Origin of the sequence: Binatus sp. (SeqCode), assembly GCF_050013435.1 — a bacterium.
Lineage (GTDB): Bacteria > Desulfobacterota > Binatia > Binatales > Binataceae > Binatus.
In genome coordinates this window covers 1-11520 of the sequence record NZ_JBEKFG010000097.1, presented here as the reverse complement: position 1 = coordinate 11520, position 11520 = coordinate 1, and the positions used below count along the sequence as shown (strand labels likewise).

Sequence of the window (11520 nt, the reverse complement as noted above, 5' to 3'; positions counted from 1 at the left end):
CCAGTCGGGCGTGCCCTTCTCGCATCCGCAGGTCGTAAAGAATCCATCCTTCACCTCGTAGCTCTGCCCCTCGAGCTTTACGATCTGCTTGCCTTCAAGATGGTAAATATCTTTTTTCGCCAAAATCTTGGCGTTGTTAAGCACCATCGTCTCATTGGTAATGTCGATCGTCCCGTCGCTCGCCCACATTTCGATTTCCGGATCGATCAAATGGACATGACCGATCGCGCGGGCCTGGCGCTGGCGGCGGTTTATGTCGATCTCGTCGGCCTTCAGCACGCTGCCGCCCTGGCTCATCACGGCGTCGCCCTTTACCACGAAGGTGTCGGTCTTGGAGTCGTAGATCGTTTCCTGGCCGGTGACAGTGACCGGTTCTGCCCCATGCTCGCTGCGGACCGGGGCCGGAACTGCAAACCCCTTCGAGCGCTTGGCGGGCGGGGCGGGCTTGGAACCGGCTGGCGCGTCTGCGTTGACGATAGCCGGCGAGAGCATCGCCGCCCACGCCAACAAAACCGTGATCGCAATTCGCCTAAGCGCCGGCTTCAGGAAACAACCCAATTCGCCCCTCGCGGGTGAGAAAATACGGGTAAACTTCGCCGATAAGATACACCGAACCCGTGATCAGCGCCACGTCGTCGGGCGCCATTTCAGACATCACTCGCTCGATCGCGCGGAGCGGATCGCGCTCGACGCGGGCGGGACAGTGTGCCGCGAAATGCGCCACCAGCTCCTCCGGTTCCAGCGGGCTTTTGGGTTTGGCCCGCGTCAAGGTAACGTCGCGCACCCGCGGACCCAGCATCGCGGCCATGGGTCGCCATTCCTTGGCCGACTGGCAGCCGAATATCAGGCGCGGCTTCACGCCCGGACCCAGCTCGACGCTCATCGTCTCGAGCAATGCCGCAATACTCATCTCGTTGTGCGCGCAATCAAGGATAACCAGCGGCCGCTTCGACACGACGTCGAAGCGCCCCGGCCAGCATATTTCCCGGATGCCGCGCCGAATGGCGTCCTCGTCGATTCGCCAGCCCTGCGCGCGCAACGCCTCGAGCGAGGCCACCGCAATCGCGGCATTCTCGTGCTGAAATGGACCCGCGAGCCCGATCTCGAGATTGCGGATTTCCAGCCCAAGGCCGTGGTAGTCCAATCGATGCGCCGGGGCATGCGACCGGTACGAGAAGTCGCGATCGATCAAGCGCACGGCGCTGCGGCGCTGCGCGGCGATCGACGTCAGCACCAGCCGCGCGTCGGGATCGCGCGCGCCAATCACGACCGGGACATCGCTTTTGATTATCCCGCCCTTCTCACCCGCGATCGCCGCGATCGTGTGGCCGAGATATTCCATGTGATCGAAACCGATCGGCGTGATTACGCTCAAAATCGGCGTCACCACATTGGTCGAATCGAGCCGCCCGCCGAGCCCCGTCTCGACCACCGCGCACTCGACGCCCGCCTCGGCGAAGTACAGGAACATCATCGCGACCGTGAACTCGAAAAACGTGAGCGCCAGCCCCGCGCGGTCGTAAATCGCGCGCAGCCGCTCGATATAATCGAGCATTTGCGCCGCCGGAATTTCGGCGCCGGAGACTCGCGTCCGCTCCGCCAGGTTTACCAGGTGCGGCTTGGTGTAGAGTCCGGTGCGGTAGCCGGCTGCGCGGAGGCAACTGTCGAGCATCGCGGCCACCGAACCTTTGCCCTTGGTGCCCGCGATATGCACCGCGCGAAGCCTGCGATGCGGATTGCCGATCAGTTCGAGCGCGGCGTCCATGCGTTCGAGTTTGTAGATCTCGCCGCGCGACTCCAGCGAATACAGCCAGTCGATAGTTTTCGAGAGCTGGTCCATTTCCAGCCCGGAGTTTACCGCCTGCCGCTCGACGGCGGAAGATTCCGCCCGGACCGAGTAGCGTCCTCATTTGAATTATCTGCGTGCATTCGTGCATACGATTGATAGGGCAACCGTTTAAGGAGGACTTGATGAGCGAAAGCAAGCGGTTCGATCAGGAGGATTTGCGGGGAGCCAAGTTCCACGGATGCGGTCTGGCGCAAGCCGAGTTTGAAGACGTGGACCTGGCTGACTCCAGATTCACGAACGTGAATTTCCGGGGGGCGTCCTTTGCGGACATAAACCTGCAAGACGCCAAGCTTACCGACGTGAATCTCGCCAACGTCAGCATCGATAATGCAAACATCAGCGGCCTCACCGTCTTCGGTTGGAACATCGCGGAACTGATAAAAGAGGCGCAGCAGAGAAAAGTTTAAACCTGGGACGCTCCTCTGCCCTTGCCCTTGGAGGCACCGTGCCCCGCGCCGCAGCGGCCGCGCGCGACAACGGAGCGCGGCCTTAACATTGGGTGCAGGGGTCACCCCCTGCAAACGTCCGATTCGCCCCGTCTAGGGTATTAGGCCGTTTCGTCGGAGCACATCGAGCGCGTCCCTGACCGCAGTCATATACCCGTAACGCCAGTAGACACGCTCGATCACTCCTTCTTCGGATCGTCGCTGTTCGACACTACCGAGTCCGGAGAGCCACGCATCGATTGCGGCGGCACGTTTTTGTAGCGAGTCAGCAACATCGCTTAGTTGCACGACGCTATTCTGCAACAGATTTTCTGATTCAAGCAGCATGGTTGGGAAATGGAGCATTTTGTATGCCAGCTGCCGGCGTGGCCCGCCGCCCTCATGATGGTGGCGCGGCCAGTTAACTACGAGTCAGTTTATTAGTGCCCGAGCTAGGGCACTTCCCCGCCGCGCTTGTGCTTGCCCTTCGATGCACCCTGCCCTGAGGCGCGGTTGCCGCGCGGCTTTGTCAGCATCGCCAGGATTCGCGACAGCGTGAAGCGCATCTGATGCCGCGGGACAATCGCGTCCAGCATCCCGTGCGCCAGCAGGAACTCCGCGCGCTGAAAGTCGTCGGGAAGCTGTTGATTGCTGGTCTGTTCGGTCACCCGTCGGCCCGCAAAACCGATCAGCGCTCCGGGCTCCGAGATATTCAAATCGCCGAGCATCGCAAACGATGCGGCGACGCCGCCCGTGCTTGGATCGCAGAGCACCGAAATATAGGGCAGCCGCGCGTCGCGAAACCGCGCGATCGCGGAGGAAACCTTCGCCATCTGCATCAATGACAGCGCACCTTCCTGCATTCGCGCGCCCCCCGACGCAACGAACACGATCACCGGAATCTTGCGCTCGCGTGCGATGTCGAACAGGCGCGCCAGCTTCTCGCCCACCACCACACCCATGCTCCCGCCCATGAATTCAAAATCCATCACGCCGATCGCCACCGGCCGATTCTCGATCTCGCCGATTCCAACCACCACCGCGTCGTTGCGTCCGCTGCTCGCCCGCGCCTGTTCCATCCGCGCCGGGTACGGCTTGGAATCGACGAAGCCGAGCGGATCGCCAATCGTCATATCGGCCATCAGCTCGCGCCACGTCCCGCGATCGACGCCGAGCGAAAGCCGCTGCGCGACGGTGACGCGGAAATGATATCCGCACTTGGGGCACACGTTCAGATTGCGTTCCACTTCTTTGCGGAACGCCATCTCCTTGCACGACGGGCACTTCGACCAGATGTCGTCGGAGGGCGCCGGCGCCGCGGCGATCGTCGGTTCGCGTTCAGCCATCTGAGTCCCCCAATCCGGGTGCGCGCTCGCCTCGGCGCGCCGACTTCATCGCATCTTTCATTGCGCCCACCAGTCCGCCCACCGCTTCGGGCACGTCGCCGGACTTGATGTGCGCTTCGATCAGCAGGGAAATCGCACTGCCTACCACCACCGCATCCGCCATCGTCGCGACCTCGGCGGCCTGCGCGGGCGTCGAGATGCCGAAGCCGACGCCGATTGGCAGATCGGTGACGCTGCGCAGCTCGCGCATATGCTCCGCGATGCCGGCGTCGAGATGCGCGCGCGCGCCGGTCACTCCCGTCACCGATACATAATAGAGAAAGCCACTGGCGGAGCGCACGATCGCGCGGCTTCGGTCCAGCGGCGTCGTCGGCGCGAGCAGGTAGATGATATCGAGACCGTTGGCGCGCGCCGGCCGCTTGAGTTCGCCGGCTTCCTCGGGCGGCAGATCGACCGTCAGCATCCCGTCGATACCCGCCCGCGCGGCGTCCGCGCACAACCGCTCGCATCCGTAGTGAAAGATCGGGTTGAAGTACCCGAACAGGATGATCGGAATCTGAGTCTGGGCGCGCAGCTCGCTCACCATCGAGAGAATCGCCGCCAACGACGCGCCCGCGCCGAGTCCGCGTGCCAGCGCGCGCTGGTTGGCCGGTCCGTCGGCCATCGGATCGGAAAACGGCACGCCCAGCTCGATCAAGTCGGCGCCGCGAGCCTCGAGTTCGAGCACCAGCCTGCGCGTGGTCTCCATATCGGGATCGCCGGCAACGATGAACGGGATTAATGCCGCCTCGCCGCGCGCGCGCAGCTCGCGAAATTTACGTTTGATTCGCCCCGTCGCTGCCATAACCCTACACCGTCACCCCGAGCGCTTTGGCGACCGTTTGCATGTCCTTGTCGCCGCGCCCCGACAGATTCACGATCATGATTTGCTCCTTTGGCAATTGCGGCGCCAGCTTGATTGCGTGCGCCACCGCATGCGCGCTCTCGAGCGCCGGAATGATTCCCTCGGTCTCCGACAGCGTCTTCAGAGCATCGAGCGCTTCGGCGTCGGTAACCGAGGTGTATTCGGCGCGGCCCACGTCCTTCAGCCACGAATGCTCGGGGCCGACGCCCGGATAGTCCAGCCCGGCGGCGATCGAATGCGTCTCGCGAACCTGTCCGAGCTCGTCTTGCAGCAGGTAAGTCTTGTTGCCGTGCAGAACGCCGACGCTCCCGGTCGTGATCGTGGCCGCATGATGCGGTCCGCTGATGCCGAGGCCGGCAGCCTCGACGCCGATCATTCGCACCCCCGTGTCTTTGATGAACGGATAGAAAAGTCCAATCGCGTTCGAGCCGCCGTTGACGCACGCGACCAGCACGTCGGGCAGGCGCCCTTCGTGTTTGAGAATCTGGCGGCGCGCCTCACGCCCGATGACCGACTGGAAGTCACGCACGATCATCGGGTAAGGATGCGGTCCCGCGGTGGTGCCAATCAGATAGTAGGTGTTGCGCACCGTCGCGATCCAATCGCGCAGCGCCTCGTTCATCGCGTCCTTCAGGCTCTTGCTGCCGCCCTCGACGGGAGTGACCTTCGCGCCGAGCAGCTTCATCCGAAAGACGTTCAGCGATTGACGCTCGACGTCGATCGAACCCATGAAGACTTCGCACTCGCGGCGAAACAGCGCCGCCATCGTGGCCGTCGCGACGCCATGCTGTCCCGCGCCGGTCTCGGCCGTGATGCGCGACTTGTTCATCCGCACCGCCAGCAGAGCCTGTCCGAGCGTGTTGTTCACCTTGTGCGCGCCGGTATGGCAGAGATCCTCGCGCTTCAAATAAATCTTCGCGCCGCCCAGCTGTGCGGTGAGATTCTCGCACAGGTAGAGCGGCGTCGGGCGTCCCACGAACTCCCGCGAGCGCCGCTCGAGCTCGTCACAGAATTTTGGATCGCGACGCGCCTGCTTGTAGGCGCTCTCGAGCTCGAACAGCGCCGGCATCAGGGTTTCCGCAACGTACTTTCCGCCGAACTGGCCAAAATGGCCGCGGCTATTGGGAACGTTTTGCATTTTTTACGAAGCTCCTCAGTTTATCGTGGTCCTTTACGCCCGGCGACGATTCGACGCCGCTTGCGCAATCGACCGCGTATGGGCCGAGTGCGGCCACCTCGGCAACGTTGTCGGGATTCAATCCGCCGGCGACAAACGCCCGGCTCAAGTCGAGCCGGCGAAGCTGATCCAGCGGGATACGGTATCCAGTGCCTCCATGGAGTTTCGCATCGAAGGCGTCAAAGAGCACGTAGTCCGCGCGGCGCGGCGTCACGCTCGACACTTCGCCCGGCTTCAGCCGGCAGGTGACGATCGATGGAACCGGCCAACCCGCGAGCGCCGCGTCATCCTCATCGCCGGAGAACTGGATCATGTCGAGCGACGCGGCGCGCAATCGGTCATCTATGTAGCCGCGCTCGGCGTTAACGAACACTCCAATCACAGCGGCGCGGGAGCCGATCGCCGCACGAATCTCTCGGGCGCGACCGACCTCGACGTAACGCGGACTTTTCGCGCAGAAATTGAGGCCGATCATATCGGCGCCGGCGGCAATCGCCGCGCGCGCGTCTTCGACGCACGTTACACCACAGATTTTGACGCGAACTGTCATCTTACTTCCGCGGCGGCGCGTCCCCGAACGCGTTCATCAGCTCGACAAGCTTCGCACCCGGCGTAGCGCCCCTCAGCAGACTCTCGCCGATCAGAAACGCGCGCGCGCCGGCCGCGTCGAGCCGCCGAATATCGTCGGGCGAATCGATTCCACTTTCGGTTACGATCACCGCGGCGCCACTGTAGCCCGCGAGCAGGCGCTCGGTTACCGCGATATCCGTCACGAAAGTGTGCAAGTTGCGGTTGTTGATACCTACCAGCCCCGAGCCGATTTTCCCGGCGAGCGCGAACTCGCCTGGATCGTGCGCCTCGACCAGCGTCGCCATCCCAAGCTCACGCGCGAGCGCCGCCAGCGATCGCAACTCCCCCTCTTTCAGCATCGCGGCAATCAGCAGAATGCAATCGGCGCCGGCCGCGCGCGCTTCGTAAACCTGGTACGGCTCGAAGATGAAGTCTTTGCGCAACAGCGGGACATCCACGGCGGCGCGCACGGCGCGCAGATCGTCGAGCGAGCCCTTGAAATGGACGTCGGTCAGAACGGAGATGGCAGCCGCTCCGCTGGCAACATACTCGCGGGCGACATTGGCCGGATCGAGTCCGGGCATGATGTCGCCCTTGCTGGGCGATGCGCGTTTGATCTCGGCGATTATCGCGGGACGCCGGGCGCGCAGCGCTGCGATAAAGTCGCGCGGCTTGGGCGCTCGCCCCGCTTCAGCGACGATCGCCATCGGCGACACGATTGCACGCCGGGCGCGCACTTCGACGCGTTTGGCGGCGTAAATATTGTCGAGGATCGAGGTCATTGAACTTCTTTCGGGATTTCTCCGTTGCTGGCGCGCCGCAGCTTGTCGAGGACTTCCAGGGCGCGGCTCGAGGCGATAATTTCGCGCGCCACATCCACGCCTTCTTTCAGCGACGCGGCCATCCCGCCGACGTAAATTGCGGCGCCCCCGTTCAGCGCGAGCACATCTTGCGCCGGGCCCGCGCCGCCATCAAGCGCGCTGCGCAAAACTCGCACGGCGTCGTCGAGATTCCTGATCACCAGCGCGCGATGGTCGCCGCGCGACACGCCGAGGCTCTCCGGCGTGATTTCATATTCCGTCAACTCGCCATTGCGGAGTTCCGTAACGTGGGTCGGACCGTCGAGCGCGATTTCGTCGACCCCATTGTCGCCATGTACGACCATCGCGCGCCGGGTTCCGAGTGCTCTGAGCGCGTGCGCCATCGGTCTGATCAGGCTGTCCTCAGCGACGCCCAACAGATGGAAGTGCGGACGCGCAGGGTTGCCGATCGATCCCATCAGATTGAAGATGGTGCGAATTCCGAGCGCGCGTCTGAGCGGCGCAAGCTGCTTGAACGCGGGATGATAGGCAGGCGCGAAAATGTGGCAGCATCCCGCCACCTCCAGGCATCGTTTCAACCCATCCGGATCGCAATCGATCTTCACGCCCATCGCTTCGAGCACGTCGGCCGTGCCTACCGTGCCGCTGATCGCTCGATTGCCATGCTTGGCGACCGGCACGCCCGCCGCCGCGGCGATCAACGCGGCGCCGGTCGAGATGTTGAAGGTACTGGCGCCGTCGCCGCCGGTGCCGCAGGTGTCGAGCACCTCGCCGGCGCGAAGCTCGAGCGGACGCGCGCGCTCGAGCATCGCACGCACCGCGCCTGCCAGCTCATCGGCCTCAGCGCCCTTGATTTTCAGCGCCACCAGGAACGCGCCGACGACGGCGTCGTGCGCGCCGCCGTCCATGACCTCGCCGATCGCGAGTTCGGCCTCCGCGCCGGTGAGCGAGCGCCCGTCGATGAGCGCCAGCAGCGCGCCATGGAGTCCGCTCATCGCGCGTCCCCGTCCCGATCGAGCCGGTCGAGAAAGTTTTTCAGCAGATGCTTGCCCTCGAAGGTCAGAATCGATTCAGGGTGAAACTGCACGCCTTCGATAGCGTGCTGTTTGTGGCGAAGCCCCATGATTTCGTTTTCCGCGGTGCGGGCGCTGACTTCCAGCGCCGGCGGAATCGACGCCGCGTCGACTACCAGCGAATGATAGCGCATCGCGTCGAACGGGCTGGGGATTCCCGCGAAAATCGTTTTGCCGTCGTGAATCACCGGCGAGGTCTTGCCGTGCATCAGGCGACCCGCGCGCACGACCTTTCCGCCGAACGCCTCGCCGATGCATTGCAGGCCGAGGCACACGCCGAGAATCGGAACTTCACCCGCCATCTCGCGCAACAGCTTCAGCGAGATTCCGGCCTGGGAGGGGGTGCACGGTCCGGGCGAGATGACGACTGCGGCGGGATGAAGCGCGCGAATTCCGGCGACGTCGATGGCGTCGTTGCGCTTGACCGTGACGCCGGCGCCAAGTTCGCCGAGGTGCTGCACGAGGTTGTAGGTAAACGAGTCGTAGTTGTCGATCATCAGGATTCGAAGTTGATCATTGCGCGCCATGCGACTTACCTCTTCGCCGCGTTTTCAAAGCCACGCGCGGCCTCAAGCGCCCGCACCATCGCGCGAGCCTTGTTTACCGATTCCTCGAATTCCGCGCCGGGGTCCGAGTCGGCGACGACGCCGCCACCGGCCTGAATGTAAACGCGGTTGTTCTTGATCAGCAGCGTGCGCAGCGCGATCGCGGTGTCGGTGTTGCCGGTGTAGCTGAAATAGCCGACCGCGCCGGCGTACACGCCGCGGCGCACGGACTCGAGCTCGTCGATAATTTCCATGGCGCGGATTTTCGGGGCGCCGGAGACGGTGCCCTGCGGAAAGGTCGCCGCGAATGCGTCGAACGCGTCGGATCCCTCGCGCAGCACGCCGGTGACGTTCGACACTATATGCATCACGTGCGAGTAGCGTTCGACGACCATCAGCTCCGTCACTTTCACCGAGCCGATTTCGGAGACCCGGCCGACGTCGTTGCGCCCGAGATCGACCAGCATCACGTGCTCGGCGCGTTCCTTGGGATCGGCGAGCAACTCGGCTTCGAGCTCCCGGTCCTCGGCCTCCGTCGCGCCGCGCCGTCGGGTTCCCGCGATCGGCCGCAGGGTAATCTCGCGACCCTCGACCCGGACCATCACTTCCGGCGAGGCGCCGACCAGCGTGTGATCGCCCAGGCGCAGGTAGAACATGTAGGGCGACGGGTTAATCGTGCGCAGGCTGCGGTAGATGTTGAACGGATGCACGGTCAGGGGCGCCTCGAAGCGCTGCGACGGAACGACCTGGATAACGTCGCCGGCCGCGATATATTCCTTGGCCGCAGAAACCATCGCCATATAGCCTTCGCGCGTCTGGTTCGAGGTGATGGACGCGTCGTTGACGGCGACGCTGCTTGCACCCTCGAGGAACGGCGGCACGGCGGGACGTTTGAGGCGCTCGATTATCTCGTCGATCTTCACGCGCGCGCTTTGATACGCCATTTTTGTCGAGGCGAACTCCTCGACCGGCACGTTGGCGATTATTTTGAGCGTCTGGCGCATGTTGTCGAAGCACAGCACCGTGTCGGTGAACATCAAATGGAAATCGGGGGTGCCGAGATCGTCGTGCGTGGTCTCGGGAATCTTCTCGAAGCATCGCACGATATCGTAAGCGAGAAATCCCACCGCGCCGCCGAAGAAGCGCGGCAGGTTCGCCAGCTCGGGGGCGCGCCAGCGCTTGACCTCGGCGCGCAACTCTTCGAACGAGTTGGCCACCGAGCGCACTTCGACGCCGCGGCCGGGCCGGATGATGTCCATACGGTTTTTGCGCGCACGCATCACGACCGACGGCTCGGAACCGAGAAAAGTGTAGCGTCCCCATTTCTCGCCGCCGCGGACGCTTTCGAGCAGAAAGGCGTAATCGTCGCGCGCGACCTTCAGGAAGGCGGAGACGGGAGTCTCGAGGTCGGCGGCGATTTCCTCGAAGACCGGGATGAGGTTGAATCCCTTCGCCGCCAGTTGTTCGAATTCGCTTTCAGTGGGTTGCAACATCTAAATTGCCTCGCTTGCTTCCAACTCCATCACTCAAAAAAAGAAAAGGGCCGCAGGTTTTTCGCCCGCGGCCCTCTTAAGAAATCGGTTTTGCGATGAATTACAAAGCCGGCGCGCAGGCGGGTGCATCGACGTGCCAACGCCACCATCCCGCACAGATTTTCCGGCTCGTGAGATTCATCGTTGGGTTAATGATCCATGCGCGGCAGGTGGTTGTCAATGCGGGAGGCGGGAGGCGGTAGTGGCCGGTTTTGAAATACCGGTTATTTTGAATCAGGTTCAGGTGGGTTCTCGCTGGCTGTTGCAGCTACGGCAGCAGCAGCTTCAGCTTGTTCCTTCTTTTTTCGCTCTGCTTCGTCTCTATTTTTGATAACAGCCACCGTAGCTTGAAAGTGAGAAACATCTTGAGCAAAAGAAAGACCGGGGAGTGTTCGATTCGGCATATAAGCGGTGATCGTCCCGATGATTTGAATGGTATCGGAGTCGCCTCCAGCAGCGCCATAAAAAACAGGTCCACCACTGACTCCACTGATGGCGACACCGTCGATCAGGTACGCGGATCTATTCTTCAGCCAAGGGCTGATATTTCCAGTGAAGAAGCAAAGAGCGTCCGCGCCGATGCCGGGATACCCGAGCCAACCAACCTCAACACCGACCTTGAGCCGCAGCTTAGTAGTGTCGATGAATTCTACAGGTTTTTCTGGAAGATCAAGCGGCTTGGCTTTCCCACCCGGGATAAGAATAACCGCTGAATCCTTGAGGGCGTCCACGAGAATAACTCGGTCTGCTTCGTGGACAAGGATAGTTTTGGCGGCAGCTATATTATGAATTCTGATCGGCTGTTGCCATTTATCTGCATCTTCTACGACGTGATGCGCAGTAGCGATTGCTGTCCAAGTTTTGTCCTCATTGTATGCGCAAAGAAACCCTGTTCCGTGTCCTTGAGGCGTTTCGATCTTCACGATGGACGATTGGACGGCTTCGATAGATTCGTGCCACTCTTTCATTTGTTCCTTCCTGTCCGTGTCGAATTCGAATTCAGGCGGCAGTTGGGTTCTGAAATAAGCCGTTGCAATGTTGCTTCCAGTTATATGATTCAAGTTTTGCGATTGGCTGTGGGGGTGCGCCACTTCGCTGCCGTCGCCACGGCAGCCGGCTTGAAATTGGCAGTGTGATCGCGCCGATTTGAATTAAGAAGCTTAGATGACAAAAGAGGCTCCTAGGGAAGCTCTGCACAGGTTGCTGCGCAGAGGTGACTGACAGAAGTGATCATGAGGATTGGGTTCAGCGAAGTGGCATCGAGGGGCGGATGGCGCC

The 11520-nt window shown here is 62.2% G+C and carries 12 protein-coding genes; 1 reads left to right on the top strand and 11 read right to left on the bottom strand.

Annotated elements, in window-relative coordinates; translation table 11 throughout:
• The coding region (locus tag ABSB13_RS15405; protein WP_428110109.1) for an LptA/OstA family protein at window positions 1–558 on the bottom strand (558 nt) is incomplete at its 3' end.
• Complete coding sequence (locus ABSB13_RS15400; RefSeq protein ID WP_428110108.1) at window positions 530–1840, bottom strand: bifunctional folylpolyglutamate synthase/dihydrofolate synthase; 1311 nt, start codon at window positions 1838–1840, stop codon at window positions 530–532. The genes ABSB13_RS15400 and ABSB13_RS15405, both read right to left, overlap by 29 nt.
• A 131-nt stretch (window positions 1841–1971) precedes the next feature.
• Here ABSB13_RS15400 and ABSB13_RS15395 point away from each other — a divergent pair, with 131 nt between their 5' ends.
• Complete coding sequence (locus ABSB13_RS15395) at window positions 1972–2256, top strand: pentapeptide repeat-containing protein (RefSeq protein ID WP_428110107.1); 285 nt, start codon at window positions 1972–1974, stop codon at window positions 2254–2256.
• Window positions 2257–2726: 470 nt separating this feature from the next.
• On the opposite strand, the gene accD is transcribed toward ABSB13_RS15395, so the two are convergent.
• From accD to ABSB13_RS15350, 9 genes are all read right to left on the bottom strand, one after another.
• On the bottom strand, window positions 2727–3620 hold the full coding sequence (gene accD / locus ABSB13_RS15390; protein ID WP_428110106.1) for an acetyl-CoA carboxylase, carboxyltransferase subunit beta: 894 nt from the start codon (window positions 3618–3620) through the stop codon (window positions 2727–2729).
• The gene (gene trpA, locus ABSB13_RS15385; protein WP_428110105.1) at window positions 3613–4464 is read right to left on the bottom strand and encodes a tryptophan synthase subunit alpha; all 852 of its coding nucleotides are present in this window, start codon (window positions 4462–4464) and stop codon (window positions 3613–3615) included. Before trpA ends, accD begins: the two co-directional genes overlap by 8 nt.
• 4 nt (window positions 4465–4468) lie before the next feature.
• Entirely contained in the window at window positions 4469–5662 is a 1194-nt protein-coding gene (trpB, locus tag ABSB13_RS15380; RefSeq protein WP_428110103.1) for a tryptophan synthase subunit beta, read from the bottom strand.
• Window positions 5643–6251 carry a phosphoribosylanthranilate isomerase gene (locus tag ABSB13_RS15375; protein WP_428110102.1) on the bottom strand — a complete coding sequence of 203 codons (609 nt, stop codon included), beginning with the start codon at window positions 6249–6251 and terminating at the stop codon, window positions 5643–5645. Before ABSB13_RS15375 ends, trpB begins: the two co-directional genes overlap by 20 nt.
• 1 nt (window position 6252) lies before the next feature.
• Entirely contained in the window at window positions 6253–7053 is an 801-nt protein-coding gene (gene trpC, locus ABSB13_RS15370) for an indole-3-glycerol phosphate synthase TrpC (RefSeq protein ID WP_428110100.1), read from the bottom strand.
• Window positions 7050–8087: an anthranilate phosphoribosyltransferase gene (gene trpD / locus ABSB13_RS15365; RefSeq protein ID WP_428110099.1), complete on the bottom strand. Its 1038-nt coding sequence runs from the start codon at window positions 8085–8087 to the stop codon at window positions 7050–7052. Before trpD ends, trpC begins: the two co-directional genes overlap by 4 nt.
• On the bottom strand, window positions 8084–8692 hold the full coding sequence (locus tag ABSB13_RS15360; RefSeq protein ID WP_428110098.1) for an anthranilate synthase component II: 609 nt from the start codon (window positions 8690–8692) through the stop codon (window positions 8084–8086). The genes trpD and ABSB13_RS15360 overlap by 4 nt, the downstream gene beginning before the upstream one ends.
• Before the next feature lie 5 nt (window positions 8693–8697).
• Window positions 8698–10203 (bottom strand): anthranilate synthase component I, encoded by a 1506-nt coding sequence (gene trpE / locus ABSB13_RS15355; protein WP_428110096.1) that lies wholly within the window; start codon window positions 10201–10203, stop codon window positions 8698–8700.
• A gap of 263 nt (window positions 10204–10466) precedes the next feature.
• Complete coding sequence (locus ABSB13_RS15350; RefSeq protein ID WP_428110095.1) at window positions 10467–11303, bottom strand: S1 family peptidase; 837 nt, start codon at window positions 11301–11303, stop codon at window positions 10467–10469.
• Window positions 11304–11520 lie beyond the last annotated feature (217 nt).

Bases quoted from the DNA above. Each gene is read 5' to 3' on its own strand.
- ABSB13_RS15400 (WP_428110108.1), bottom strand. From the start codon at position 1,840: ATGGACCAGCTCTCGAAAACTATCGACTGGCTGTATTCGCTGGAGTCG.
- ABSB13_RS15395 (WP_428110107.1), top strand. From the start codon at position 1,972: ATGAGCGAAAGCAAGCGGTTCGATCAGGAGGATTTGCGGGGAGCCAAG.
- accD (WP_428110106.1), bottom strand. From the start codon at position 3,620: ATGGCTGAACGCGAACCGACGATCGCCGCGGCGCCGGCGCCCTCCGAC.
- trpA (WP_428110105.1), bottom strand. From the start codon at position 4,464: ATGGCAGCGACGGGGCGAATCAAACGTAAATTTCGCGAGCTGCGCGCG.
- trpB (WP_428110103.1), bottom strand. From the start codon at position 5,662: ATGCAAAACGTTCCCAATAGCCGCGGCCATTTTGGCCAGTTCGGCGGA.
- ABSB13_RS15375 (WP_428110102.1), bottom strand. From the start codon at position 6,251: ATGACAGTTCGCGTCAAAATCTGTGGTGTAACGTGCGTCGAAGACGCG.
- trpC (WP_428110100.1), bottom strand. From the start codon at position 7,053: ATGACCTCGATCCTCGACAATATTTACGCCGCCAAACGCGTCGAAGTG.
- trpD (WP_428110099.1), bottom strand. From the start codon at position 8,087: ATGAGCGGACTCCATGGCGCGCTGCTGGCGCTCATCGACGGGCGCTCG.
- ABSB13_RS15360 (WP_428110098.1), bottom strand. From the start codon at position 8,692: ATGGCGCGCAATGATCAACTTCGAATCCTGATGATCGACAACTACGAC.
- trpE (WP_428110096.1), bottom strand. From the start codon at position 10,203: ATGTTGCAACCCACTGAAAGCGAATTCGAACAACTGGCGGCGAAGGGA.